The organism is Actinomycetospora aurantiaca (genome assembly GCF_037401875.1).
GTDB classification, from domain to species: Bacteria; Actinomycetota; Actinomycetes; order Mycobacteriales; family Pseudonocardiaceae; genus Actinomycetospora; species Actinomycetospora aurantiaca.
This window is the reverse complement of sequence record NZ_JBBEGN010000016.1, coordinates 28,637-54,106: the sequence shown is the minus strand read 5'-3', so window position 1 is coordinate 54,106 and position 25,470 is coordinate 28,637. Positions and strand designations below refer to the sequence as shown.

Below are 25,470 nucleotides of genomic sequence, written 5' to 3'. Positions count from 1 at the left end.
GCTCAGCCGCGCAAGCGCGCCGCGGTGCCGGCCCAGCGATCGAGCAGGGCCGCCGCGGAGCCGTCGTCGACCGCCGCGGCGGCGCGGTCCCGGCCGGCGGCGACCGCGTCGTGCAGGTCGGTGTGCCCCTGCCCGAGGGCGTCGTCGTAGGCCGCGAGCGCCGCCCCCGCGTTGAGCAGGACGGCCTCGCGGACCGGACCACCCTCGCCCGCGAACACGGCGCGGGCGGCGGCGGCGTTCACCGACGCGTCCCCGCCGCGCAGGTCGCCGGGCACGGAGACCGGGACGCCGATCCGGGTCGGGTCCAGGGTCTCGCGCGTGACGCCCGCGGGCCCGGCCCGCCACACCGTCGTGGTGGTGGTCGTGGTGATCTCGTCCAGGCCGTCGTCGCCCCGCACCACCAGGGCCGTGTCGCCGCGGTCGGCGAGCACCGCCGCGAGCAGCGGCGCGAACCGGACGTCGGCGCACCCGATCAGCGCGGCCGCGGGACGGGCCGGGTTGGTGAGGGGGCCGAGGAGGTTGAAGGCGGTCGGCACCCCGATCTCGCGGCGCACGCCGCCGACGTGGCGCATCGCCGGGTGGAAGGTCTGGGCGAAGCAGAACCCGATGCCCACCTCCTCGACGCTGGCCGCCACCGCCTCCGGCCCGAGGTCGATCGGCACGCCCAGGGCCTCGAGCAGGTCCACCGAGCCGCACGCCGACGAGGCCGCCCGGCCGCCGTGCTTGACCACACGGGCCCCCGCGGCCGCCATGACGACCGCGGCCATCGTCGAGATGTTGACCGTGTGCGCCTGGTCGCCCCCCGTGCCGACCACGTCCACCACGACACCGGACACCCGGACCGGGCGGGCGTGCGCACGCATGACCTCGGCCAGCCCGCCGATCTCGGCCGCCGTCTCGCCCTTGGCCCGCAGGGCCACGACGAACGCGCCGACCTGCGCGGGCGACGCCTCGCCGGACATCATCCGGTCCATCGCCCACGCGGCCTCGTCGCCGGCGAGGTCCTCGCCGCGCAGCAGGCGACCCAGCAGCGCGGGCCAGGTCGGCGAGCTCATCCCTGGCGCGCCGGCACCCCGGCCCGCAGGACGTCGGCCACCGTGCGGGCCGCCGTCACCGGGTCGAGGGGCTGGACGAGGACGGCGTCGGCCTGCGACCAGGTGGCCAGCCAGCGGTCGTCCTCGCGACGCACGACGACGATCACCGGGGCCGGGTCGTCGCTCTCGTTCTTGAGCTGGCGGCACACGCCCATCCCGCCGGTGGGCTGGGCCTCGCCGTCGAGCACCGCGAGGTCGAGCTCGCCGGCGTCGGCGGCGCCCAGCACGTCGGCGATGCCGTCGGCCTCCCGGTAGCGCAGGCGCGGCAGGTCGCGCGCGGGCCGCCGCCCGACCGCCGCCATGACGGCCTCCCGGACCTCGGGCCGGTGACTCATCACGACGACGTCGAGCGTCGCGGCGGCTCCTGCGGCTGTGCTCATGTGGGCGGGCCTCCCGGCTCTGGCGGCGGCGACTGCTCGCGCGCAGCCTAGCCACCGGCGCGCCCCGGGCGCCCGGACCCGCCGTCGGGACGTCTCGACTACGACACGACGTACGACGATCAGTAGGAGAAACCGCAGGTAGACCCTGTTGCAGGTGGGAGGCGTGATCGCGGGGCCTCGCCCCACCCGGCTGATGTCGGGGGGAGGTGACATGATGACGCTCGTGACGACCGCCCCGAGTGCGCCGGCGCCCTCCTTCAGCGCGCGCATCCACTCCCTGAACCGGCCGAACGTGGTCAGCGTGGGGACGATCATCTGGCTCTCCAGCGAGCTGATGTTCTTCGCCGGGCTGTTCGCCATGTACTTCGTGGCCCGCGCCCAGAACGTGGGCGAGTGGCCGCCGGCACCGACCGAGCTCGACGTCCCCTACGCCCTGGTCAACACGATCATCCTGGTGGCGTCGTCGTTCACCTGCCAGTACGGCGTGTTCGCGGCCGAGCGCGGCGACGTGTTCGGCCTGCGCCGCTGGTACGCGGTGACGTTCGTGATGGGCCTGTTCTTCGTCCTGGCGCAGGTGAACGAGTACCACACGCTGGTCACCGAGCACGCCACGACGCTGGCGTCCAGCGCGTACGGGTCGGTCTTCTACATCACCACCGGGTTCCACGCGCTGCACGTGACCGGCGGGCTCGTCGCGTTCGTGCTGCTGATCGCCCGCACGTTCCTCAGTCGGTTCACACCGGCGCAGGCGACGGCCGCGATCGTCGTCTCGTACTACTGGCACTTCGTGGACGTGGTCTGGATCGGCCTGTTCGCGGTCATCTACTTCATCCGATAGCCGGCACGAGAGTCAGGGGTAGGCCACCACATGAGCGACCGGACGCCACGCCCGCGCAGGCTGTGGGCGCGTGCGGGCACCAGGACGCGCCGCCGCGTCGCGGGCTTCCTCGCCCTCGGCATCGCGCTGCTCGCCGTCGGAGGCCTGTACGCGGCCTTCCAACCGCAGCCGCAGACCGCGCAGGCCCAGGACACCGCTCTGGTCCGCGAGGGTCAGTCGCTCTACGACAACGCCTGCATCACGTGCCACGGCGCGAACCTGCAGGGCGTCGTCGGGCGCGGCCCGAGCCTGATCGGCGTCGGCCAGGCGTCGGTGTACTTCCAGGTCTCCACCGGCCGCATGCCGCTGAAGGCCCAGGACGCGCAGGCCGACCGCAAGAAGGTCGAGTTCAGCCCGCAGCAGATCGACGCGATGGGGGCCTACATCCAGGCCAACGGCGGCGGACCCGTCGTCCCCGCGGAGCCGGACGCGGCCCTGGTCGGTTCGGACCTCGGGCGCGGCGGCGAGCTGTTCCGGCTGAACTGCGCGCAGTGCCACAACTTCACCGGGCGCGGCGGCGCGCTGTCGTCGGGCAAGTTCGCCCCCGTCCTCGACGCGGCGAACGCCCACCAGATCTACGCGGCGATGCAGGTGGGCCCGGGCAACATGCCGACGTTCGCCGACTCGCAGCTCTCCCCCGAGGAGAAGCGCGACATCATCGGCTACATCAAGTCGGTGAGCCCCGACTCGGGCGCCGTCAACCCCGGCGGCAACGGCCTCGGCGGCTTCGGCCCGGTGCCGGAGGGTCTCGTCGCGTTCTTCGTCGGCCTCGCCGCCCTGATCGGAATCTCCCTCTGGATCGGATCCCGCCAGTGAGTGCACCTCCCGAGTCCCAGTACAGCGACCAGGCCGGGACCCAGCCGGATCGCAACGAGCTGCACATCCCGAGCGACGCCGAGCTCGCCGAGATGAGCACCGACGACCTCGTGCGTCTGGGCAACCGGATCGACGACATCGAGGTCGTCTCGGACCGCCCGCGCTTCCCGGTGCCCGGGACGCGCGCGGAGAAGCGTGCCGAACGGCAGGTCGCCGGCTGGTTCATCATGGCCGCGGTCATGGGGCTGGCGTTCATCGTCATCTTCATCGCCTGGCCCTGGGAGTACGTCTCCCCCGGCCAGGAGGGCGACCTGCTCTACGTGCTGTACACGCCGCTCATCGGGGCCACCCTCGGCCTCTCGGTGCTCGGCGTCGGCATGGGCGTCATCGCCTACTCGAAGAAGCTGCTGCCCGAGGACCTGACGATCCAGCAGCGCCACGACGGCCGGTCCTCCGAGGTCGACCGCCGCACCGCGGCCGCCCGCCTCGTGCAGACCGGCCAGCAGAGCGGCCTCCCGCGCCGCAAGCTGATCTTCCGGTCGCTCGGCGCGGCCGGCGGCATCCTGACGGCGGGGATCGCGGTCGCGGCCTTCGGCGGGCTCGTCAAGAACCCGTGGAAGGAGGGCGACGAGTCGCCGCTCCTCGTGACCGACTGGAAGTCCGAGAACGGCGAGCGGGTCTACCTGCGCAAGTTCAACGGCGACCCCGAGGAGGTCGTGCTCGTCCGCGCGGGCGACCTCGAGCCCGGCTCGATGGAGACGGTGTTCCCGTTCCGCGAGGCCGACCGGGAGGACCCGGAGCACCTCGCCGAGGTCGTGCGGTCCTCCGATTCCCCCGTGATGCTCATCCGCCTGCGACCCAACGTCCCGATGATCAAGCGGGCCGGCCAGGAGGACTTCAACTACGGGTCCCTCGTGGCCTACTCGAAGATCTGCAGCCACATGGGCTGCCCGACCTCGCTGTACGAGGACCAGACCAACCGGATCCTCTGCCCGTGTCACCAGTCGCAGTTCCAGGCGAACGAGTACGCCCGGCCCATCTTCGGTCCGGCTGCCCGTCCACTGGCGCAATTGCCCATCGCGGTGGACGATCAGGGGTACCTGTACGCCCGCAGCGACTTCATCGAGCCGGTGGGGCCCGGCTTCTGGGAGCGTCGTTCATCATGAGTGCGATCACCACACCCACTCGAAGCGGTAGCACGGCGATGAAGCTCGTCGGCACGGCCGCGGACGAGGTCGACAGCCGGGTCCACCCGGCTGGCCCGATCCGTCGTCAGATCAACAAGGTCTTCCCCACGCACTGGTCGTTCATGCTGGGCGAGATCGCGATGTACAGCTTCATCGTCCTGCTGATCTCGGGGACCTGGCTGGCCGTCTTCTACGACCCGTCGATGGCCGAGACGACCTACGAGGGCGTCTACCCGGGCCTGCGCGGCGTCACGATGTCGATGGCGTACGAGTCCACCGTCAACATCTCGATGGACGTGCGCGGCGGGCTGTTCATCCGCCAGGTCCACCACTGGGCGGCGCTGCTGTTCGTCGCCGCGATGATCGCGCACATGATGCGGACGTTCTTCACCGGAGCGTTCCGCCGCCCGCGCGAGACGAACTGGGTGCTCGGCGTCGTCCTGCTGCTCACGGGCATGATCGAGGGCTTCATCGGCTACTCGCTGCCCGACGACCTGCTCTCCGGCACGGGCATCCGCACCGGCCTCTCCGCGATCGTCATGTCGATCCCGGTGGTCGGCACGTGGCTGCACTGGGCGATCATGGGCGGCGAGTTCCCGGGCACGATCATCATCCCGAGGCTCTACATCGTCCACGTCTTCCTGCTGCCGGGGATCATCCTCGCGGTGATCGGCGTGCACGTGGCGCTGGTGTGGTTCCAGAAGCACACCCAGTTCCCCGGCCCGGGCCGCACCGAGCGCAACGTCGTCGGCGTCCGCATCCTCCCGACGTTCGCGGCCAAGGCCGGCGGCTTCATGGTCGTGTCGGTCGGGATCATGGCGATCATGTCGGGCGTGTTCCAGATCAACCCGATCTGGAAGCTCGGCCCGTACGACCCGACGCAGGTCTCCGCAGGCTCGCAGCCGGACTTCTACATGGCGGTCTTCGACGGCGCGGTGCGCCTGTGGCCTTCGTGGGAGATGTACCTCGACCTGGGCTTCATCGGGTTGAACCAGTACACGATCCCGGCGATCTTCTTCCCGGCCGTGATCGGCATGGGCATCCTGACGACGCTGCTGGCGCTCTACCCGGTCATCGAGCGCAAGCTCACCGGCGACGACGCGCACCACAACCTGCTGCAGCGCCCGCGGGACGTCCCGGTTCGCACCGCGACCGGCATGATGGCCATGGCCTTCTACTTCTGGCTGGTCGTGGCCTGCGGGAACGACATCGTGGCCTACACGTTCGACATCTCGCTGAACGTGATGACCTGGATCGGCCGCATCGGTCTGCTGGTGATCCCGCCGGTCGTGTACTTCGCGACCTACCGGATCTGCCTCGGGCTGCAGCGCTCCGACCGGGAGGTCCTCGAGCACGGTATCGAGACCGGCCACATCAAGCGCCTCCCGCACGGCGAGTTCATCGAGGTGCACCAGCCCCTCGGCGGCGTGGACGAGCACGGCCACGCGATCCCGCTCGCCTACCAGGGCGCGTCGGTGCCGAAGCGGATGAACGACCTCGGCTCCGCCGGCTCCCCGGTCAAGGGCGGCTGGTTCCGCCCGGACCCGGCCGAGGAGCAGGAGGAGGTCCACGGCCGCGACCCGCTGCAGGTCGAGCCGAACTCCGACCGCGAGCTCGCGGGCCGGCCGGACGCCGGGCGCCCGCGCGACGTCCGGGAGTAGTCAGTACGAGGTGAACGGGGCGGGGAGCCGATCGGCTCCCCGCCCCGTTCTCGTCTGTCCGGGGCCGGTGGTCCGGCCCCGAGTGCCACACCAGGCAGCCTCACGGGCCGACCGGCCTGCCTCATGGCGCACTCGGAGGGGCAGTCAGCCCTCGTCAGTGCTGCGGGCCGGGCAGACGTGGGAGAGCACGCAGACCCAGCCCGACCCCCGACGGACGAACACGTCGGTGGTCCACTCGTCGGCCTCGTACACCTGACCGCCGAGGTGCGCGGTGTTCAGCACCCGTGCGGTGACCAGACCCAGCTCCCCCAGCACGCGGACACGCTCGCTCCCGTCCACCGCTCCCATGGCGCTGTGCGTGAGCTCACCGCTCGCGACCAGGGACACCAGGTCCTGCTTCGTGCCGACGCCGTCGGGGTCCACGAGCACCCAGTCGTCGCTCACGTGGCGTGCGATCGCGTCGACGTCGTTCTCGGCGACGGCCCGTTGGAAGGCCCGCGCCACCTCCAGCACCCGGGCTTCGTCGCCGTCCATGACGACGCATCCTGGCACTCCTCCGGGCCCCGGCGCGCTCCCGTCGCCGAGTGCTCCGTGAGGCAGCTCAGGCGGCCCTCGGAGCTGCGTGGTGCCGCACTCGGGACCAGCGCACGGCACGAGAAAGGCCCCTCCCGCACGGTGCGGGAGGGGCCTCTCGGGGTCGTGCAGGGCTCAGTGCGCCTCGGGGCCTGCGTGGTACTCGAAGACGAGGCCGCAGATGGCGATGATCATCGCGATCCCGGCGAGCACGATCAGCCACCACTGGTAGATGGCCAGGCCCAGGCCCGTGAGCGCCACGCCGGCGGCCACGCCGAGCGGCCAGTAGCTGCCCGGGCTGAAGAAGCCGATGTCGCCGGCGCCGTCGGAGACCTCGGCCTCCGGGTTGTCCTCCGGCCGCTCCTCGAGACGGCGGGCCACGAACCGGAAGTACGTGCCGACGATCAGCGTGAGCCCACCGGTCAGGGTGAGGGCGACGATGCCGACCTCCTCGCCCGACAGCACGCCGTACACGATCGCGCAGACGAAGCAGAAGACGGTCAGGATCTCGAAGATCCGGGACTCGACCCTCATCGCCGAGTGCTCCTCTCGCGGACGGCCGCCATCAGAAGGCCAGGCGGTCGGTCGGGTTCGGGTTGAACGGCCGCGTGGTGGTCGCGGTCGGCGAGCACAGCTCACCGCAGTTCATCTGCTGCAGGGCCTGGGCCGCCGAGTACGCCTGCTGGGTCGCCGGGTTGACCGACTGCCGCAGCTGCATGTACTGGTCGAACAGGTTCGGCGGCAGGGCGCGGACCTCGAAGTTCATCATCGAGTGGTACGCACCGCAGTACTCCGCGCAGCGCCCGACGAACGCGCCCGGCCGCTCGATGCGCTCGATGACCCAGGTGTTCTTCTGGTCGTTCTTCTCCGGCTCCGGCAGCACGTCGCGCTTGAAGAGGAACTCGGGGATCCAGAACGAGTGGATGACGTCCTCGGCGCGCTGCGTGAACTGGATCGGCCGGTCGGTCGGCAGGACGAGGAGCGGGACCTCCTCGGTGGTGCCGATGGTGGCGACCGGCTGCCCGACCGGGTTGCGCGTGTCGGGGTAGGCGAACTCCCAGTTCCACTGGAACGCCACGACGTCGACCTGGAGCTCGTTGCCGGTCGGTTGCCGGTCGACCACGTTCTGCACGACGACGGTGAAGTAGAACAGCACCGCCACGATCACCAGCGGGATCACGGTGAGGACCAGCTCGAGCGGCAGGTTGTACTGGAACTGACGCGGCAGCTCCGACTCCCCGGCCTTGCGGCGGTGGAACGCGACCGTCCAGGCCGTCAGGCCCCAGACGATGACGCCGACCACGAGCGCGGCGATCGCGGACCAGGTCCACAGCTCGCGCATCATCGTGGCCTCGGGCGTGACACCCACCGGCCACCCGAAGCGGATGGCCTCCTCCACCGAGCACCCGCTGGACACGAGCGCCGTGACGACGGCGAGTCCGGTCAGCTGCGCGGCGCGCGTCAGACGACGCCGCCGGGTGGACGACACCTCCCGGGGCACAAGACTCCCTGCTCGGCGCACTGCTGGCCAACCTCCTCGAGGCCGTGCGACCTGGGTGTTCCCGGCGAGGACGCCCACCCGAGGTCCGGACACGCGGAGCCTATCCGAGCTGACTCCTACGCGCTGTCGGAGGGGCGCGACGGTGGTGGCCGGGAGTGTCGGACCCCCTCGCCATACTGGGCGCCGTGTGCGGGCTGATGGGCTGGATCACCACCGACGGCGCCGGGGCGCGGTACTCGGCCGACCTGGAGGCGGCGCTGCCCTGCATGCGTCACCGGGGTCCGGACGAGCCGGGCCTCTGGCACGACGACGACGTGGCGCTCGGCTTCGCCCGGCTGTCGATCATCGACGTGGAGGGCTCGCACCAGCCGTTGGAGTTCGGCGGCGGGCGCTACCGGATCGTCTTCAACGGCGAGATCTACAACTACGTGGAGCTGCGGGCCGAGCTGGCGCGCGACCACGGCGTCACCTTCGCCACCGAGGGCGACACCGAGGTGATCGTCGCGGCGTACTCGGTGTGGGGTGCGGACGCAGTGCCCCGGCTGCGCGGGATGTTCACCTTCCTGATCTGGGACACCCACGAGCGGGTCCTCTTCGGCGCCCGCGACCCGTTCGGCATCAAGCCGCTGTTCTTCGCCGCCGGCGCGCACGGGGTCGCCTTCTCCAGCGAGAAGAAGTGCCTGTTGGAGGTGCTCGACGAGCTGGGCGCCTCGGAGGCGGCGCCCGACCCGGAGGCCCTGCAGCACTACCTGACGCTGCAGTACGTCCCGGAGCCGGCGACGCTGCACCGCGCGGTGCGGCGCCTGGAGTCCGGCTGCTCGTTCACGATCTCCCCCGGCGAGCCGATCTCGGTGCAGCGCTACTTCGTCCCGCGCTTCGACGAGCGGCCGATCCCCCGGGGCGACCTCGCCGAGGAGACCCGCCGGCACGAGGAGATCACCGAGGTCCTGCGCGACTCGGTCGCCAAGCACATGCGCGCGGACGTGACCGTCGGCGCCTTCCTGTCCGGCGGCATCGACTCCACCGCGATCGCGGCGCTCGCCCGCGAGCACAACCCCGACCTGATCACCTTCACGACGGGGTTCGAGCGCGCCGGCTACTCCGAGGTCGACGTGGCCGCGGAGTCCGCGCACGCGATCGGCGTGCAGCACGTCGTCAAGACGGTCACCGCGCAGGAGATGATGGACGCCCTGCCGCTGATCGTCTGGTACCTGGACGACCCGGTGGCCGACCCGGCGCTGGTCCCGCTGTACTTCGTGGCCCGCGAGGCCCGCAAGCACGTCAAGGTGGTGCTCTCCGGGGAGGGCGCCGACGAGCTGTTCGGCGGCTACACGATCTACAAGGAGCCGCTCTCGCTCGCGCCGTTCGACGCGCTGCCCGGGGCCGTCCGCAAGCTCGCCGGCGCGCTCTCCGACCGCCTGCCCACCGGGATGCGCGGCAAGGACCTGCTGCGTCGCGGCGCGCTCCCCCTCGAGCAGCGCTACTACGGCAACGCCCGCAACTTCTTCCCCGCCCAGCTCGCCGACGTGCTCCGCTCCTACGACGACGAGCTCTCCCACGTCGACGTCACGGCGTCGGTCTACGAGGGCTCGCGCGCCTGGAGCCCCGTGGCGCGCATGCAGCACGTCGACCTCTTCACGTGGCTGCGCGGCGACATCCTGGTCAAGGCCGACAAGATGACGATGGCCAACTCGCTCGAGCTGCGCGTGCCGTTCCTCGACCCGGAGGTCTTCCGCGTCGCGTCGGCCCTGCCCACCGACCAGAAGATCGCGCACGGCACCACCAAGTACGCGCTGCGCCGGGCCATCGAGGGGATCGTGCCGCCGCACGTGCTGCACCGGCGCAAGCTGGGCTTCCCGGTGCCGATCCGGCACTGGCTGGCCACCGACATGCTCGACTGGGCCCGCGGGATCGTGCGCGACTCGCAGACCGACGCGATCCTCGACAAGGCGGCCGTGCTGCGCCTGATCGACGAGCACCGCAGCGGCCCGGTGGACCACTCGCGGCGCATCTGGACCCTGCTGGTGTTCATGCTCTGGCACGGCATCTTCGTCGAGCAGCGCATCCGCCCGGAGATCCCCGCGCCCGTCTACCCGGTCTATGCATGACGTGGTCAGGGCAACGATCGGGCTGTCGCTCCTCGGCGTGTCACCTACGGTGAGTCGTTGATCCGGAGCGAGTAGTCAACCGAGAGGACCTCCCGGCCCGATGGACGTACTGGGAATCGGCAACGCGATCGTCGACGTGCTCACGCAGACCGACGACGACACCATCACCGCCTTCGACCTGCCGAAGGGGGGCATGACGCTCGTCGACGAGGACCAGGCCGAGTCGCTGTACGCGAAGGCCGGGCAGACCACCGAGCGCTCGGGTGGCAGCGTGGCCAACTCCATCGCGATCGCCGCGGCGCTCGGGGCCGACGCGGGCTACGTCGGGAAGGTCCACGACGACCAGCTCGGCACCTCCTTCACGAACTCCATCCGGTCCCACGGCGTGAGCTTCCGCACCCCGGCGCTCAGCGAGGGCCCGTCCACGGCCCGCTGCCTGGTGCTGGTCACCCCCGACGGCGAGCGCACGATGGGCACCTACCTCGGCGCCTGCACCGCACTCGGGCCGAACGACATCGACCAGGACGAGGTGGCCGGCTCGGCCGTCTCCCTGATCGAGGGCTACCTGGCCGACACCGAGCAGGCGCGCGCGACGATCGGCAAGATCATCGACGCGTCGGCCAAGAGCGAGGCGCGGGTCGCGCTCACGCTGTCGGACTCGCTGTGCGTGGAGCGTCATCGCGACTACTTCCGCGAGCTGACCCGCGAGAACGTCGAGATCCTGATCGCCGACGAGGACGAGGTCGCCGCGCTGGTGGGCGACGAGTCGATCGAGTCGCTGCTGCGCGGGAACGGCGGCAACTGCGAGATCGTCGTCGTGACCCACGGCGCGAAGGGCTCGACGGTGTACGCCGAGGGCGGCGTCCGCCACGAGATCGAGGCGCGGCCCGCCGACGAGCTGGTCGACACCACCGGAGCCGGGGACGCCTACGCGGGTGGCTTCCTCTACGGCCTCACCCACGGCTTCGACCTGGACGTGGCCGGCCGCATCGGCTCGGTCGCGGCCTCGCACGTGGTCGCCCAGCTCGGCGCCCAGCCCCCGGAGAACCTCAAGGCCCGCGTCGCCCGGGACGTGCCGCAGGCCGGCTGAGCGCACCCCACGAACGACACGAGCCCCGGCCCCGCATCAGCGGGACCGGGGCTCGTCGTCGGGAACGCTCAGTTGAAGCTGTCGCCGCAGGCGCACGACCCCGTGGCGTTCGGGTTGTCGATGGTGAAGCCCTGCTTGTCGATGGTGTCGACGAAGTCGATCGTCGCGCCCTGGACGTACGGGGCGCTCATCCGGTCGACGGCCACCTTGAGGCCGTTGAAGTCGCGGTAGAGGTCGCCGTCGAGGCTGCGGTCGTCGAAGAACAGCTGGTAGCGCAGGCCGGCACAGCCTCCGGGCTGCACGGCGATGCGCAGGTGCATGTCGTCGCGGCCCTCCTGGTCCAGCAGGGCCTTCGCCTTGCTCGAGGCGGCGTCGCTGAGCTCGACGCCGTGCTCCTCGGTCTTGGTGGGGTTCTCGACGGTCATGGTTCTCCCTGAGCTCCCGATGCGTTTCGCGCCGTGCAACCCCGCCGGGCGGCGGGATGTTCCCGCCCGACGTGGCACCCGCCGTCGGGCCGGGGCCCGACCGGGGCAGGACGCGGCTCGCCTGCGATCTCCATGGTAATCACATCCCCGCCGCGCCATCACGCGTCATGACGACCCCGGCCCCTGGGGTGTGGGCAGCGGCATCCCGAGACGCCGGAACCGGGGCCCGCGCAGCAGCGCGAACGCCCCGACGACGAGCAGCCAGGCGACCTGCAGGCCGGTGGACGCGACCATCGCCGGCAGGCCGGTGATCACCACCAGCAGCACCAGCCCGTTCGCGTCCTCCACGCCCGAGCACCCCTCTCAGTCCCCGGGGTCGTCCTCCCCCGGCCGCGGCCCGGGCACGAGGGGGTCGGGGGGCAGCAGCTCCGGACGCACGTCGGTGCGTCCGCGGCGGCCGCCCCAGTGGTACGCGACACCCTCGGCCAGTGCGGTGAGGGTGCCCGCGGGATCGGCCATCGACGCCTCCACCGATCCGACGTCCGCAGCAGCGGCGTACGCCCCGTGGATGCCCGCCTCGAACGCGACGCGCGGGCCCACGTGGACCTGGCCCGCGACCACCACGCACGGCACCGAGCGCGCCATCGCCGCCGCGGCGAGGGCCGCGACGGCGGTGTCGCGCAGCGACCGGAACTCCAGGCTGCCCTCGCCGGTGACGACGAGGTCGGGCAGGTCGTCGTCGCCGGCCGTCTCGAGCGTCCGGGCGGCCTCGCCGACCGGGGACCGCCGGAGCTCGTCCGCGGCGGCGCCCCGGGACCACCCGTCCGCGATCGCCGTGGCGGCCTCGTCGGCGGTGAGGGTGCCGCGGAAGGCGTCCGGCGCGATGAGCACGCGCATGACACCGCACCGTAGGGCCCCGGGCCGCCGGCCCGCGAGGACCCCACCGTGCGGTGTCCGGGTGTCCTATCCTGGGGCCGTGAACTTCCTGCGTCGCGGCTCCTCCACCCCCGACACCGCCGACCCCGCCGTGCGGGAGGCCGCCGAGGCGGAGGACGTCGTGGCGGTCGGCGCCGGGAAGCGCACCCCGACCGCGGGGAAGGGCCGCCCCACGCGGTCGCGCCGCGAGGCCGAGGGCCGTCAGCGGGGCCCGGTCGCGCCGGCACCGAAGACGCAGCGCGAGGCGATGAAGCGCGCGAAGGCGCTGCGCGGCGACAAGAGCGAGCGCCGGCAGGCCGCCGCGGAGCGCCGCAAGCGCATGATGGCCGGCGACGACCGGGTGCTCCCGGTGCGTGACCGCGGGCCCGTCCGCGGCTACGTCCGCGACCTCGTCGACTCCCGCCGCCACCTCATGGGCCTGTTCATGCCGCTGGCGATCCTGATCTTCGTGACGGTGGTCGTGCCCGTGCCGGGCATCCAGAACATCGGCAGCCTGCTCTGCCTGTGCATGCTGGCCGCGATGGTCGTGGAGGGCACGCTGCTCGGGCGGCAGATCACCGCGCGGGTGCGGGCGAAGTTCCCCGACGAGGAGATCAAGGGCTTCTCGGTCGGCTGGTACGCGTTCACCCGCGCCACCCAGATCCGCAAGCTGCGCATGCCGGCCCCGCGGGTCACGGCCGGCACCCCGGTCAGCTGAGCACCCTCGTCCTCGGGGGCACGCGCTCCGGCAAGTCCGCGTACGCCGAGCGCCTGGTGCCCGACGCGGCCGCCGTCTACGTCGCCACGGCCCGGCCGGTCGACCCGGCCGCCGACCCGGAGTGGGCCGACCGCATCGCCGTCCACCGGCGCCGTCGTCCGGCGTCGTGGGAGACGGTCGAGGACGACGACGGGTCCCGGACGGCGGAGGTGGTCCGGTCCCACCCGAGACCGGTGCTCGTCGACGACCTCGCGACCTGGGTGACCGGCCTGCTCGACGACGCCGGGTGGGAGCGGGACGCCCCGTCGGTCGCCGCCGGCCGCGAGGCGCTGGTGGACGCCGTCCGCGGGCGCACCGGCCCGCTCGTGCTGGTCTCCGCCGAGGTCGGGCTCGGGGTCGTGCCGTCGACGTCGGCCGGGCGGCGGTTCCGCGACGAGCTGGGGCTGCTCAACGCCGACCTCGCGGCCGTGTGCGACGAGGTGGTCCTGCTGGTGGCGGGCCTGCCGGTGCCGCTCAAAGGGACCTCCGGCTCCGATAGCGTCGTCCCGTAACCGCTCGAAGGGAGCACCCCGAGATGCCGTCGGTGGCACCACCCGACGACGCCGCCCGCACCGACCTGCGTCGCCACCTCGACGGCCTGCCGCTGCCCACGCACGCGCTCGGCCGGCTCGAGGACGTCGCCGCGTGGCTCGCGGCGTGCCAGGCGCGCTCGCCCGCGCGTCCGCCCGCCGCGCCGCGGGTGGTGCTCTTCGCCGCCGAGCACGGGATCGCCGGGGCCGGGGTGTCCGCGTTCGACCCCGCGGAGACCGGCACGCGCCTGGCCGCCGTCCGCGAGGGCACGTCGCCGACGAACTCGCTGGCGACGATCGCGGGCGCCGACGTGCGGGTGGTCGAGGTCGGCGACGGACCGAGCGGGCGCATCGACCGGGAGGACGCGCTGACCGACGCGGGGCTGCAGGCGGCCCTGACGGCGGGCGTCGAGGCCGCGGACGCCGCCGTGGACGAGGGCGCCGACCTGCTCGTCCCGGGTGAGCTCGCCGTGGGTGTCTCCACCCCGACCGCCGTGCTCGCCGCCGCGATCGGCGGCCGCGAACCGGTCGCCGTGGTGGGGCGCGGGTCCGGCATCGACGACCACGCGTGGATGCGCAAGGCCGCCGCGGTCCGGGACGCGCTGCGCCGCACGAAGGCCGTCGGCCGTGACCCGGAGGGCCTGCTGCGCGTAGCCGGCGGCGCCGACCTGGCCGCACTCGTCGGGTTCCTCACCCAGGCGGCCCGCCGTCGCACGCCGGTCCTGCTCGACGGCGCCGCCGTCTGCGTCGCCGCCGTGCTCGCCGACTCCCGCTCCCCCGGGGCGCGCTCCTGGTGGCTCGCCGCGACCCGCGACACCGAGCCCGCCCAGGCCCTCGCGCTCGAACTGCTCGGCGCCGACCCGCTGCTCCTGCTCGACCTGCGCGCCGGCGCCGCCACCGGGGCCCTCGCGGCGGTCCCGCTCGTGACGATGGCCGCGCGGGTCGCCGCCGGCTCGTGACCGGGGCCGCGGCCGCCGTCCGGCTCGCCCTCTCGCTGTTCAGCGTGGCCCCGGTCCGGGCCCGGGCGTTCGACCGCGGGACGGCGGGCCGGGCGCTCGCGCTCGCCCCGGTCGTGGGGCTGGTGATCGGCGGGGCCGTCGGCGGGGTCGTCGCCGGCCTCGGCGTGCTCGGGGCGCCCGACCTGCTCGCCGGGATCGTCGGCGTCGCGGTCGGGGCCCTGCTGACCCGCGGCCTGCACCTGGACGGACTCGCCGACCTCGCCGACGGCCTCGGCTCCTACGGCGACGCGGCCCGCACGCTCGCCGTCATGAAGGACCCGACGACGGGCGCGTTCGGGGTGGTCACGCTCGTCGTCGTGCTCGTCGCGCAGGCGGCCGCGCTGCCGGCGGTCGGCCCCGTCGGGACCGCCGTCGCCTGGGCCGCGGGGCGCGCGTCGTTCGGCTGGTGCGCCCGAAAACGGGTCCCGGCGGCCAGCGAGGGCGGGCTGGGCGCTCTCGTGGCGGGGACGCAGCACCCGCTCGTCCCGCTCGCGTGGCTCGTGGTCCTCGGGGCCGCGGCGGTCCTCGCCGTCCCCGGCCGGCCCTGGCAGGGACCGCTCGCCCTCGTGGTCGCGGCCGTGGGTGTGGTCCTGCTGGCCCGGCACGCCGTCCGGCGCCTCGGCGGCGTGAACGGGGACGTGTTCGGCGCCGTCTCCGAGGTCGCCGTCACCATGGCCCTCGCCGAGCTGGCCCTGGGTTAGCCGAGCTTCGCCATCCAGCCGTGCGGGTCGGGCGCCGCACCGCGCTGGATGTCGGTGAGGCGCTCGCGCAGGCGGGCGGTGACCGGGCCGGGCGTGCCGTCGCCGATCTCGAACGACCCGCCGTCGTACTTAACCGACCCGACGGGCGTGATCACGGCCGCCGTCCCGCAGGCGAACACCTCGGTGAGGGCGCCGGAGGCGACCTCCTTCTCCCACTCGTCGGTGGAGATGCGGCGCTCGGTGACGGTCGCGCCGTCCTCGCGGGCCAGCTCGAGCAGGGAGCGGCGGGTGATGCCGGGCAGCAGCGAGCCGGAGAGCTCCGGCGTGACGACCTCGTGGTGGCCCTGCGCGTCGGTGAAGACGAAGAACAGGTTCATCCCGCCCATCTCCTCGACCCACCGGTGCTCCAGCGCGTCGAGCCAGACCACCTGGTCGCAGCCCTGGGCGGCGGCCTGCGCCTGCGCGGCGAGGGAGGCGGCGTAGTTCCCGCCGCACTTGGCCTCGCCGGTGCCGCCGGGCACCGCGCGCACGTAGTCGGTGGACAGCCACACGCTCACCGGCGCGAGCCCGCGCGGGAAGTAGGCGCCCGCCGGGGAGGCGATGAGCAGGTAGAGGTACTCCTCGCTCGGGCGCACCCCGAGCCCGGAGGCCGACCCGAACATGAAGGGCCGCAGGTAGAGCGACTCCTCGCCGCCCGCCGCCGGCACCCACCGGTGGTCGATAGCGAGCAGCTCGGAGATCGAGCCGAGGAACAGGTCCTGGGGCAGGGGCGGCATCGCGAGGCGCTCGGCCGAGCGCGCCATCCGCTCCGCGTTGGCCCACGGCCGGAACGAGGCGATGGACCCGTCGGGCTGCCGGTAGGCCTTGAGCCCCTCGAAGATCGTCTGGCTGTAGTGCAGCACCACCGACGCCGGGTCGATCTGCAGCGGCGCGTAGGGCTCGACCTTCGCGTCGTGCCACCCCCGCGCCGCGTCCCAGCGGATCGTGACCATGTGGTCGGTGAAGAACCTGCCGAAGCCCGGCGCGGCCAGTACCTCCGCGACCCGCTCCTCCGTCGCCGGGGCGGGGTGCGGGAGGACCTCGAAGGCCGTGCTCGACATGGCGCTCACTCTAAACCGCACCCCCGACGGCCAACACGTCTCGCAGCTCGACGTCGTGCGTGGCCGAGGCGCCGAGCCCGACCGACACCACGGTGGGCGCTCCCCCGCCACGGCCCCGCACGACCAGCAGCCCGCTGCCGCGGCCCGGGTTCGCCAGTCCGAACCCGCCGTCCCCGTCGGTCTCGGTGCGGCCCAGCTGGTGGCCGTCGGCGTCCACGAGCGTCAGCACCGCCCCGACCGGCCGTCCTTCGCCGTCGTGCACCCGCCCGGTGACCAGCGGCTCGTGCGTGAGTGGCGCCGTTCGCACACCTGACGTCAGCGATGGACCATCGCTGACCGCCGGCGACCCCGACATCCCCGCCGGGACCACGATCACCGGCCGGTCGGCGCGGGCGAACAGGGCACGGTCGGCGCTGGGACGGGCCAGGGCGGCGAGCGGGCCGCCGTGCGGGCTCCCGACGACGATCGCCCGGGCGTCCCGGGCCGCGGCGAGGTCGGCCAGGGCGGGCCCGACCTGGTCGTGCGACGCCACCGGCGCGAGCGGCTCGGTGTCCACGCGCAGGTCGTCGAGGCCGGACGCGCGGACCAGCACCGTCGGGTCGGAGCCGACGGCGTCGCCGATCACGGCGTCCTCCGCGACGTGCACCAGCAGCAGCGGCGCGTCGACCGTCCGGGCCAGCCGGGCCGCGGTGGCGAGCACTGCGGCGGCGTGCGGGGCGTCGTCGAGCGCGACGAGGACCGGACGGTCCCCCGCGACCGGCACCGCCCCGCCGTCCGGAACGCCCTCGTCGGAGCCCGTCTCCGCGGCCCGCAGCAGCCGGTGAGCGGTGGCGAGCACCAGCATCCCCACCGCGACGACGAGCGCCGCGACCCAGAACGGCGTGTTCGGCAGGAACGCCTCGGCGAGGAGGCCGGAGACGAACGGCGCCAGTCCGCCGCCCAGGAAGCGCACGAAGCTGTACGAGGCCGACGCGACCGGGCGCGGCACCGGGGCCACGGACATGACCGCCTGCGTGACCAGCGTGTTGTTCAGCCCGATCATCGCGCCGGCGACGATCACCGCCCCGATCACGACGCCGGGGGTGTCCTGCCAGATCGCGATGACCAGCAGGTCCACCGCGAGCAGGCCGAGCACGAAGTACAGGACGCGGACGGTGCCAAAGCGGCGTTCGAGGGCCGGTGCGGCGAACACCGCGAAGACCGCGACGAGCACGCCCCAGGCGGTGAACACCCCGCCGAGGCCGAGCGGCCCGAGGTCGCCCATGGAGTACGGCGAGTAGGCCAGCAGCGTGAAGAAGCCCCAGTTGTAGGCGAACGCGGTCAGCGCGATCGTCGCGAGGCTGCGGTGGCGCAGGGCCGCCAGCGGGGCGAGCAGGGAGATCTTCTCCGCCGGCTTCGGCGTCTTCTCCAGCAGCACCAGCGTCGCGATCAGCGCGACCGCCATGAGCACCGCGACGCCGAAGAACGGCGCCCGCCAGCTCACCGAGCCCAGCAGCCCGCCGACCAGGGGCCCGAGGGCGATCCCGACGCCGAGCGCGGTCTCGTAGAGGATGATCGCGCCGGCGAAGCCGCCGGAGGCGCTCGCGACGATGACGGCGAGCGAGGTCGCGATGAACAGCGCGTTCCCCAGGCCCCAGCCCGCGCGGAAGCCGACGATCTCACCGATCGAGCCGGAGAACCCCGCGAGGGCGGCGAACACGACGATGATCGCCAGGCCGGTGACGAGCGTGGCCTTGGCCCCGATGCGGCTGGACACCCAGCCGGTGACGAGCATCGCGACCGCGGTGATCAGCAGGTAGCTGGTGAACAGCAGGGAGACCTGCGCGGGCGTCGCGGAGAGCTGCTCGGCCAGCGCCGGGAGGATCGGGTCGACGAGCCCGATGCCCATGAAGGAGATGACGCAGGCGAACGCGACGGCCCACACGGCCTTCGGTTGGCGAAACGGACTCGCCGGGGCATCGTGGGACATGCGTTAGTTGTACTGCGCTAAGCAAAGTCCTGTCGATGATCCGGCGGTCACAGCTCCGCGAAGCGGGCCTGCGCGGGCCAGTCGCGCAGGTTGACCTGGTCGCACTCCCGGGCCATGGCGTCGATCTCGTCGGGCGGGGCCCCGCGCTCGAGGCACTCGGCGAGGCGGCGGAAGTACTCCTCGCGGGGCGCGCCGGGGACGAACAGGATGAGGAAGCGGGCGGGCTCGTCGCCCAGGGCGCCGAAGGCGTGCACCCCGTTCACGGGCACGTGGGCGAAGTCGCCGCTGCCGAGCACCTGCCACGTCCGGTCGCTCATCACCGCGAGGCGCCCGGAGATCACCCAGAACGACTCCGAGAACCCCTGGTGGTAGTGCGGCACCGCCCCGATCCGCCCGGGCGCGGCCGCCGACTCGAAGAGCCCGAAGCCGCCCCCGACGACGTCGCCCGGGGCGATGAAGCGGGCCGGGCCGGCCGTCTCGGCCTCGTCGCGGTACCGGTAGACGCCGGGCGCGGCGTCGGGCACCGTCGGGAAGCTCATCGGGATCTCACCGCACGTGGGAGGGGACGAAGGGCGGGGCGACGACCTCGCACTCGAGGGCGCGTCCCCGGACGTCGACGGTCACGACGTCACCCTCCGCCAGTCCGGCCGCGGTGTCGAGCAGCGCGAGGGCGATCCCGTGCCGCAGCGTCGGGGAGAAGGTGCCCGACGTCGTCTCCCCCACCGTGCTCCCGCCGAGCTGCACCGCCATGTGCGCGCGCGGCACCCCGCGACCGGTGGCCCGCAGGCCCCACGAGCGCCGGCGCGGCCCGCGCTCGCGCTCGGCCAGCAGCGCCTCGCGCCCCCAGAACTCGTCCTTCTTCCACCCGACGGCGAAGCCGCAGCGCGCCTGGTTCGGGGTGATCTCCGGGCCGAGGTCCTGGCCGTGCAGGGGCAGCCCGGCCTCGGTGCGCAGGGTGTCGCGGGCACCGAGGCCCGCGGGCAGCCCGCCGCGCTCGGCGACGACGGCGGCCAGCGCGTCCCACAGCGTCTCCGCGATCCCCGCGGGCGCGATCAGCTCGTAGCCGTGCTCGCCGGTGTAGCCGGTGCGGCAGACCCGGATCTCGCGGTCGTCCCAGGAGCTGTCGACGAAGGCCATGTAGTCCAGGTCGACGTCCCCGGTGTCGGGGAGCACGCCGGTCTCGGCCAGGACCGTGCGCGACGAGGGGCCCTGCACCGCGAGCACGACGTGCGCGTCGTGCTCGTCGGCCACCGTGATGCCCTCGGGCGCGACCTCCGCGAGCGCGCGCCCCACGCCGGCGGAGTTCGCGGCGTTCGGGACGGCGAACACCTCGTCGTCGCCGACCAGGTAGAGGATGAGGTCGTCGACGACCCCGCCGTCCTCGGCGCAGCACAGCGTGTACTGCGCCTTGCCCGGGACGATGCGGCCGAGGTCGTTGGTCAGGCAGCGGTCGACGAAGGCGGCGGCGCCCGGGCCCGAGATCCGCACCTTGCCCAGGTGGCTGACGTCGAACAGGCCGACCGCCTCGCGCGTGGCGGTGTGCTCGGCGACCGTGCCGGAGTACTGGACGGGCATCTCCCACCCGCCGAACGGGGCGAACGTGGCCCCGAGGGCCTCGTGGCGGGCGTGCAGCGGGCTGCGTCGGAGGTCGGTCACGGGTCCGGGACCGTACGGCACGGCGCGTCGTCGGGGGTCCGTCCTAGCATGCGGTCACACCATCCCCGATCACCGACGGACCCGGAGGCACACCGATCGTGAGCACCCCGCCCGAGCTCGAACTCAGCGACGCCGCGGCGGCGGGCGCGGTCGTCGACGTCCTCGTGGTCGGCATGCGGCCCGGCGAGGCCGCGGGCGGGGTCGCCGCCGAGCCGGTCGCCCCGGTCCTGGTCGGCGCGCAGGGCGTGGCGAGCGCCTTCGACGGCGAGCTGGCCTCGCTGCTGGCGCTGACGGGGGCCACCGGGAAGGCCGAGGAGGTCGTGAAGGTCCCGACGCGGGGAGCGGTCACCGCGCCGCTGCTGCTCGCGGTCGGGCTGGGGCCGGAGTCGGCGCCCGCCGGCCTGCAGGGCGGCCCGGACCTCGCGGAGCAGGTCCGGCGGGCGTCGGGCGCGGCGGCGCGGGCGCTGCCGCGGACCGCGACGACGGTCGGCACCACGCTCTCCGAGCTCGATCTCGCGGCCGCGATCGAGGGCACCGTGCTCGGCGCCTACTCCTTCACCGACTACCGCAGCGCGGAGGACGACCCGACGCGCACGGTCTACTTCCTGGGCGCCCCGGGCGGCAGCGGCGGCGCTCCCGAGCGCGAGCGCGCCGTGCTGGCCGACGCGGCGATGACGGCACGGGCGGTCTGCGCGGCACGTGACCTGATCAACACCCCGCCGAACGACCTGTTCCCGGCCGAGTTCGCCCGCCGGGCCTCCGAGCTGGCGGAGACGGTCGGGGTCGGCGTGGAGGTGCTGGACGAGGACGCGCTCGCGGCGGGCGGCTACGGCGGCGTGCTGGGCGTGGGCGGTGGCTCGTCGCGGCCGCCGCGGCTGGTCCGCCTCACCCACTCCCACCCGGACGCCACGCGCACCGTGGCCCTCGTCGGGAAGGGGATCACGTTCGACACCGGCGGCATCTCGATCAAGCCGGCCGCGAACATGGACCACATGACCTCGGACATGTCCGGGGCGGCGTGCGTGGTGGCCACGGTGTGCCTGGCCGCGGAGCTGGGTCTCGCGGTGAACGTGACCGCCGTCGTGCCGATGGCCGAGAACATGCCGTCCGGCACGGCCTACCGCCCGGGCGACGTGCTGACGATGTACGGCGGGAAGACCGTCGAGGTCCTCAACACCGACGCCGAGGGCCGGCTGATCCTGGCCGACGCGATCGTGCGGGCGTGCGAGGACTCGCCGGACTACCTGGTGGAGACCTCGACGCTCACGGGCGCGCAGACCGTGGCCCTGGGCGCGCGCACCGCCGGGGTGATGGGCGCCGAGGCGTTCCGCGACCGCGTGGCGGCGGCCGCCGCCTCCGTCGGCGAGGGCGCGTGGGCCATGCCGCTGCCCGAGGAGCTGCGCGGCGACCTGGACTCGCGGGTCGCCGACATCGCGAACGTCACCAACCACCGCTTCGGCGGGATGCTCGCGGCCGGCATCTTCCTGCGCGAGTTCGTCGCCGACGACGTGCCGTGGGCGCACGTCGACATCGCCGGTCCGGCGTTCAACACCGGCGGCCCGCACGGGTACACGCCCCGCGGCGGCACCGGGATGCCGGTGCGCACGCTGACCGCCGTCCTCGCCGACGTCGCCGCGCACGGCTGAGGCGATCACCTCGTGGACCGGTTTGCCCGCGGTGGAAGGATGGTCGTCGGGAAGACCGCACGTCACACGCCGACGCGGGAGAAGTGAGTTGAGCGAGAGCGACACCTACGACGTCCTCATCCTGGGCGGGGGCTCGGGCGGTTACGCCTGCGCGCTGCGCGCGGCGCAGCTGGGCCTCTCGGTCGCCCTCGTGGAGCAGGACAAGCTCGGGGGCACCTGCCTGCACCGGGGCTGCATCCCGACCAAGGCGCTGCTGCACGCCGCCGAGGTCGCCGACAACGCCCGCGAGGGCGAGCAGATCGGTGTGAAGAGCTCGCTGTCCGGCATCGACATGTCCGGGGTGAACTCCTACAAGGACGGCGTCGTCGGGAAGCTGTACAAGGGTCTGCAGGGGCTGATCAAGTCCCGCAAGGTCACCATGATCGAGGGTCACGGCCGGCTCGTGGGGCAGGACACCGTCGAGGTCGACGGGCAGCGCTACACCGGCCGCCACGTCGTGCTGGCGTCCGGCTCGTACTCCAAGACGCTGCCCGGGCTCGAGCTCGGCGGCCGCGTGATCACCTCCACCGAGGCGATCAACCTGGACTACGTGCCCGACCGCGTGGTCGTGCTCGGCGGCGGCGTCATCGGCTGCGAGTTCGCGAGCGTCTGGCGCTCCTTCGGCTCCGAGGTGACGATCGTCGAGGCGCTGCCGCACCTGGTGCCGAACGAGGACGAGTTCCTCTCGAAGTCCCTCGAGCGCCAGTTCCGCAAGCGCAAGATCGCCTTCAAGATCGGCACGAAGTTCACCGGCGTCGAGCAGTCCGCGGACGCGGTGACGATCAGCCTGGAGAACGGCGAGCAGATCGAGGCCGACCTGCTGCTGGTGGCGGTGGGCCGCGGCCCGAACACCGCCGACCTCGGCTACGAGGAGCAGGGCGTCACCCTCGACCGCGGGTTCGTGCGCACCGACGAGCGGCTGCGCACCGGGGTCGGGTCGGTCTACGCGGTCGGCGACATCGTGCCCGGCCTGCAGCTCGCGCACCGCGGGTTCCAGCAGGGCATCTTCGTGGCCGAGGAGATCGCGGGGCTCAACCCGCCGGTGATCGACGAGAAGGGCATCCCGCGGGTCACCTACTGCGAGCCCGAGATCGCGTCGGTCGGGCTGACCGAGGCGCAGGCCAAGGAGGCCTACGGCGAGGTGCAGACGACGACCTACGACCTCGCCGGCAACGGCAAGTCGCAGATCCTGCGCACCGCCGGGGCGATCAAGCTGGTCAAGGGCGGGACGACCGACGACTCGCCGGTGGTCGGCGTGCACATGATCGGCACCCGCGTCGGCGAGCTCGTGGGCGAGGCGCAGCTGGTCTACAACTGGGAGGCTCTCCCGGTCGAGGTCGCCAACCTGATCCACGCGCACCCGACGCAGAACGAGGCCTTCGGCGAGGCGCACCTGGCGCTGGCCGGCAAGCCCCTGCACGCGCACGGCTGACCCGCCCACCACGCCTGACAAGGAGTACCGAGCACGATGGCCTACACCGTCCAGATGCCTGCTCTCGGCGAGAGCGTCACCGAGGGCACCATCACCCGGTGGCTGAAGCAGGAGGGCGACCACGTCGAGGTCGACGAGCCCCTGCTGGAGGTGTCGACGGACAAGGTCGACACCGAGATCCCCTCGCCGCAGGCGGGCGTCCTCGAGCGCATCGTCGCGAACGAGGACGACACCGTGGAGATCGGCGGCGACCTCGCCGTGATCGGTGACGGGTCCGGTGGCGGTGGCGACTCCTCGGACTCCGCGGGCTCCGCGGGCGGCCAGGCCGAGGAGCAGGCCGCGCCGGAACCGGAGCCGGAACCGGAGCCCGAGCCCGAGCCGCAGTCGGCCGCGCCGTCGTCGTCGGGTGGCAGCTCCGGCAGCTCCGGTGGGTCCGGCTCGTCGGGTGGGTCCGGGACGACCATCGAGATGCCGGCGCTGGGCGAGTCGGTCACCGAGGGCACGATCACCCGCTGGCTCAAGCAGGTCGGGGACTCCGTCGAGGTCGACGAGCCGCTGCTCGAGGTGTCCACCGACAAGGTCGACACCGAGATCCCGTCGCCGGTCGCGGGCACCCTGCTCGAGATCCGGGCGAACGAGGACGACACCGTCGAGGTCGGCGGCGCGCTCGCGGTCGTCGGCGACGGCTCGGCCGGCTCCTCCTCCGGCGGCGGGTCGGCCCCGGCCGAGCCGCAGCAGCAGCCCGAGCCCGAGCCGCAGCAGGAGCAGCGGCAGCCGGAGCCGGAGGCACAGCCCGCCGCCTCGGACGGCGCGAACACCGCCCAGAGCTCGGGCGGTGCCGTGGCCGCCTCCGGCGCCGACGACTACGTCTCGCACGAGACCGAGCAGCCGGCAGGGGCGAGCGGACCCGCGAACGCCGGGGCGCTGCAGTCCGGCGGCGCGCCGTCGAACGGCACCGGCGGCGGCGAGGCGGCCGGGTCCCCCTACGTCACGCCGCTGGTGCGCAAGCTCGCCCAGGAGCGCGGCGTGGACCTGTCGACCGTCTCGGGCACCGGGGTCGGCGGGCGGATCCGCAAGCAGGACGTGGTGGCCGCGGCGGACGAGGCCGACCAGGCCAAGCAGCAGCAGGCGTCGGCCGCGCCATCGGCCGGTCAGCCGGCCGCGACCCCGTCGGACGGCTCGCAGGGCGCGGTGCACGGCGGCGAGGTGCAGAAGCCCGCGGGCGCCCGCAGCGCCGCCATCCCGGCCCCGGACGACTCCGGGCTGCGCGGGACCACCCAGAAGCTCTCCCGCCGCCGGGCCACGATCGCCAAGCGCATGGTGGAGTCGCTGCAGACCTCCGCGCAGCTGACCACCGTGGTCGAGGCCGACGTCACCCGGATCGCGCGCCTGCGCGACCGGGCGAAGGCCGACTTCGAGCGCCGCGAGGGCGTCAAGCTCTCCTTCCTGCCGTTCATGGCCCTGGCCACCGTGGAGGCGCTCAAGGCGCACCCGCAGGTCAACTCCATGATCGACACGGAGAAGGGCGAGGTCACCTACCACGGCGCCGAGCACCTCGGCATCGCGGTGGATTCCCCCGCCGGCCTGATCGTGCCGGTCATCCACGACGCCGGGGACCTCAACCTCGGCGGGCTGGCCCGCAAGATCTCCGACGTCGCCCAGCGGACCCGGGACAACAAGATCTCCCCGGACGAGCTCTCCGGCGGGACGTTCACGATCACCAACACCGGGTCGCGCGGCGCGCTGATCGACACCCCGATCATCAACCAGCCGCAGGTCGGCATCCTCGGCACCGGGGCCGTCGTCAAGAAGCCGGTCGTGGTCACCGACAGCGAGGGCGGCGAGTCGATCGCGATCCGCTCGACGCTCTACCTCTGCCTGTCCTACGACCACCGCATCGTCGACGGCGCCGACGCCGCCCGGTTCCTCGGGTCGGTCAAGGCACGCCTGGAGGCGGGCGCGTTCGAGGCGGACCTCGGGCTCGTCTAGCTCCCGGCCCACGTTCCGACCGAAGG

The 25,470-nt window shown here is 73.3% G+C and carries 25 protein-coding genes; 13 read left to right on the top strand and 12 right to left on the bottom strand.

What is annotated here, in order from left to right:
* Nucleotides 1–2 precede the first annotated feature (2 nt).
* Together trpD and WCD74_RS23840 are read right to left on the bottom strand one after the other, a co-directional pair.
* Nucleotides 3–1,055 (bottom strand): anthranilate phosphoribosyltransferase, encoded by a 1,053-nt coding sequence (trpD, locus tag WCD74_RS23845; protein ID WP_337697384.1) that lies wholly within the window; start codon nucleotides 1,053–1,055, stop codon nucleotides 3–5.
* Nucleotides 1,052–1,474, bottom strand: coding sequence for a hypothetical protein (locus tag WCD74_RS23840; protein WP_337697383.1), 423 nt, complete (start codon nucleotides 1,472–1,474; stop codon nucleotides 1,052–1,054). The genes trpD and WCD74_RS23840 overlap by 4 nt, the downstream gene beginning before the upstream one ends.
* A 214-nt stretch (nucleotides 1,475–1,688) precedes the next feature.
* Between WCD74_RS23840 and ctaE the strand changes: the two genes are divergently transcribed.
* The 4 genes from ctaE to qcrB are packed head-to-tail and all read left to right on the top strand — an operon-like array spanning nucleotide 1,689 to nucleotide 6,015.
* Entirely contained in the window at nucleotides 1,689–2,312 is a 624-nt protein-coding gene (ctaE, locus tag WCD74_RS23835; protein ID WP_337697382.1) for an aa3-type cytochrome oxidase subunit III, read from the top strand.
* Nucleotides 2,313–2,342: 30 nt separating this feature from the next.
* Complete coding sequence (qcrC, locus tag WCD74_RS23830) at nucleotides 2,343–3,167, top strand: cytochrome bc1 complex diheme cytochrome c subunit (protein WP_337697381.1); 825 nt, start codon at nucleotides 2,343–2,345, stop codon at nucleotides 3,165–3,167.
* Nucleotides 3,164–4,333: a cytochrome bc1 complex Rieske iron-sulfur subunit gene (gene qcrA, locus WCD74_RS23825; protein ID WP_337697380.1), complete on the top strand. Its 1,170-nt coding sequence runs from the start codon at nucleotides 3,164–3,166 to the stop codon at nucleotides 4,331–4,333. The genes qcrC and qcrA overlap by 4 nt, the downstream gene beginning before the upstream one ends.
* Nucleotides 4,330–6,015, top strand: a complete 1,686-nt coding sequence (gene qcrB, locus WCD74_RS23820) for a cytochrome bc1 complex cytochrome b subunit (protein WP_337697379.1) — start codon at nucleotides 4,330–4,332, stop codon at nucleotides 6,013–6,015. Before qcrA ends, qcrB begins: the two co-directional genes overlap by 4 nt.
* 144 nt (nucleotides 6,016–6,159) lie before the next feature.
* Here the strand turns inward: qcrB and WCD74_RS23815 are convergent, their stop codons facing one another.
* The 3 genes from WCD74_RS23815 to ctaC all read right to left on the bottom strand — a co-directional run bounded on the left by WCD74_RS23815 (nucleotide 6,160) and on the right by ctaC (nucleotide 8,089).
* Nucleotides 6,160–6,549, bottom strand: a complete 390-nt coding sequence (locus tag WCD74_RS23815) for a nuclear transport factor 2 family protein (protein ID WP_337697378.1) — start codon at nucleotides 6,547–6,549, stop codon at nucleotides 6,160–6,162.
* Between the two features lie 174 nt (nucleotides 6,550–6,723).
* On the bottom strand, nucleotides 6,724–7,122 hold the full coding sequence (locus tag WCD74_RS23810) for a cytochrome c oxidase subunit 4 (protein WP_337697377.1): 399 nt from the start codon (nucleotides 7,120–7,122) through the stop codon (nucleotides 6,724–6,726).
* Nucleotides 7,123–7,153: 31 nt separating this feature from the next.
* Nucleotides 7,154–8,089, bottom strand: coding sequence for an aa3-type cytochrome oxidase subunit II (gene ctaC, locus WCD74_RS23805; RefSeq protein WP_337697376.1), 936 nt, complete (start codon nucleotides 8,087–8,089; stop codon nucleotides 7,154–7,156).
* 185 nt (nucleotides 8,090–8,274) lie between these two features.
* Between ctaC and asnB the strand changes: the two genes are divergently transcribed.
* Nucleotides 8,275–10,197 carry an asparagine synthase (glutamine-hydrolyzing) gene (asnB, locus tag WCD74_RS23800; RefSeq protein ID WP_337697450.1) on the top strand — a complete coding sequence of 641 codons (1,923 nt, stop codon included), beginning with the start codon at nucleotides 8,275–8,277 and terminating at the stop codon, nucleotides 10,195–10,197.
* A gap of 100 nt (nucleotides 10,198–10,297) precedes the next feature.
* A complete protein-coding gene (locus tag WCD74_RS23795) occupies nucleotides 10,298–11,287 on the top strand; it encodes an adenosine kinase (protein WP_337697375.1) in 990 nt (329 codons plus the stop codon).
* Between the two features lie 68 nt (nucleotides 11,288–11,355).
* Here the strand turns inward: WCD74_RS23795 and WCD74_RS23790 are convergent, their stop codons facing one another.
* The 3 genes from WCD74_RS23790 to WCD74_RS23780 all read right to left on the bottom strand — a co-directional run bounded on the left by WCD74_RS23790 (nucleotide 11,356) and on the right by WCD74_RS23780 (nucleotide 12,609).
* A complete protein-coding gene (locus WCD74_RS23790; RefSeq protein WP_286053199.1) occupies nucleotides 11,356–11,712 on the bottom strand; it encodes a HesB/IscA family protein in 357 nt (118 codons plus the stop codon).
* Nucleotides 11,713–11,877: 165 nt separating this feature from the next.
* Complete coding sequence (locus WCD74_RS23785) at nucleotides 11,878–12,060, bottom strand: hypothetical protein (protein ID WP_337697374.1); 183 nt, start codon at nucleotides 12,058–12,060, stop codon at nucleotides 11,878–11,880.
* A 15-nt stretch (nucleotides 12,061–12,075) separates the two neighbouring features.
* Nucleotides 12,076–12,609: a glycerate kinase gene (locus tag WCD74_RS23780; RefSeq protein WP_337697373.1), complete on the bottom strand. Its 534-nt coding sequence runs from the start codon at nucleotides 12,607–12,609 to the stop codon at nucleotides 12,076–12,078.
* Nucleotides 12,610–12,688: 79 nt separating this feature from the next.
* Between WCD74_RS23780 and WCD74_RS23775 the strand changes: the two genes are divergently transcribed.
* From WCD74_RS23775 to cobS, 4 genes are read left to right on the top strand one after another with little or no spacing between them, the layout of a single operon-like run.
* Nucleotides 12,689–13,345 (top strand): DUF3043 domain-containing protein, encoded by a 657-nt coding sequence (locus WCD74_RS23775; RefSeq protein WP_373696121.1) that lies wholly within the window; start codon nucleotides 12,689–12,691, stop codon nucleotides 13,343–13,345.
* Complete coding sequence (locus WCD74_RS23770) at nucleotides 13,342–13,896, top strand: bifunctional adenosylcobinamide kinase/adenosylcobinamide-phosphate guanylyltransferase (RefSeq protein ID WP_337697448.1); 555 nt, start codon at nucleotides 13,342–13,344, stop codon at nucleotides 13,894–13,896. The genes WCD74_RS23775 and WCD74_RS23770 overlap by 4 nt, the downstream gene beginning before the upstream one ends.
* Before the next feature lie 23 nt (nucleotides 13,897–13,919).
* A complete protein-coding gene (locus tag WCD74_RS23765; protein WP_373696120.1) occupies nucleotides 13,920–14,873 on the top strand; it encodes a nicotinate-nucleotide--dimethylbenzimidazole phosphoribosyltransferase in 954 nt (317 codons plus the stop codon).
* Entirely contained in the window at nucleotides 14,870–15,613 is a 744-nt protein-coding gene (cobS, locus tag WCD74_RS23760) for an adenosylcobinamide-GDP ribazoletransferase (protein WP_337697371.1), read from the top strand. The genes WCD74_RS23765 and cobS overlap by 4 nt, the downstream gene beginning before the upstream one ends.
* Here the strand turns inward: cobS and WCD74_RS23755 are convergent.
* From WCD74_RS23755 to gcvT, 4 genes are all read right to left on the bottom strand, one after another.
* Nucleotides 15,610–16,713, bottom strand: coding sequence for a branched-chain amino acid aminotransferase (locus tag WCD74_RS23755; RefSeq protein WP_337697370.1), 1,104 nt, complete (start codon nucleotides 16,711–16,713; stop codon nucleotides 15,610–15,612). The two genes, cobS and WCD74_RS23755, sit on opposite strands and share 4 nt — an antisense overlap.
* A 10-nt stretch (nucleotides 16,714–16,723) precedes the next feature.
* Nucleotides 16,724–18,637, bottom strand: a complete 1,914-nt coding sequence (locus WCD74_RS23750; RefSeq protein WP_337697369.1) for an MFS transporter — start codon at nucleotides 18,635–18,637, stop codon at nucleotides 16,724–16,726.
* Nucleotides 18,638–18,729: 92 nt separating this feature from the next.
* Nucleotides 18,730–19,221, bottom strand: coding sequence for a cupin domain-containing protein (locus WCD74_RS23745; RefSeq protein ID WP_337697368.1), 492 nt, complete (start codon nucleotides 19,219–19,221; stop codon nucleotides 18,730–18,732).
* 7 nt (nucleotides 19,222–19,228) lie between these two features.
* Nucleotides 19,229–20,338, bottom strand: coding sequence for a glycine cleavage system aminomethyltransferase GcvT (gcvT, locus tag WCD74_RS23740; RefSeq protein WP_337697367.1), 1,110 nt, complete (start codon nucleotides 20,336–20,338; stop codon nucleotides 19,229–19,231).
* Nucleotides 20,339–20,436: 98 nt separating this feature from the next.
* Between gcvT and WCD74_RS23735 the strand changes: the two genes are divergently transcribed.
* The 3 genes from WCD74_RS23735 to sucB all read left to right on the top strand — a co-directional run bounded on the left by WCD74_RS23735 (nucleotide 20,437) and on the right by sucB (nucleotide 25,444).
* Nucleotides 20,437–21,984 carry a leucyl aminopeptidase gene (locus WCD74_RS23735; protein WP_337697366.1) on the top strand — a complete coding sequence of 516 codons (1,548 nt, stop codon included), beginning with the start codon at nucleotides 20,437–20,439 and terminating at the stop codon, nucleotides 21,982–21,984.
* Nucleotides 21,985–22,072: 88 nt separating this feature from the next.
* Nucleotides 22,073–23,455 (top strand): dihydrolipoyl dehydrogenase, encoded by a 1,383-nt coding sequence (gene lpdA / locus WCD74_RS23730; protein WP_337697365.1) that lies wholly within the window; start codon nucleotides 22,073–22,075, stop codon nucleotides 23,453–23,455.
* A 36-nt stretch (nucleotides 23,456–23,491) separates the two neighbouring features.
* Nucleotides 23,492–25,444, top strand: a complete 1,953-nt coding sequence (gene sucB, locus WCD74_RS23725; protein ID WP_337697364.1) for a 2-oxoglutarate dehydrogenase, E2 component, dihydrolipoamide succinyltransferase — start codon at nucleotides 23,492–23,494, stop codon at nucleotides 25,442–25,444.
* Nucleotides 25,445–25,470 lie beyond the last annotated feature (26 nt).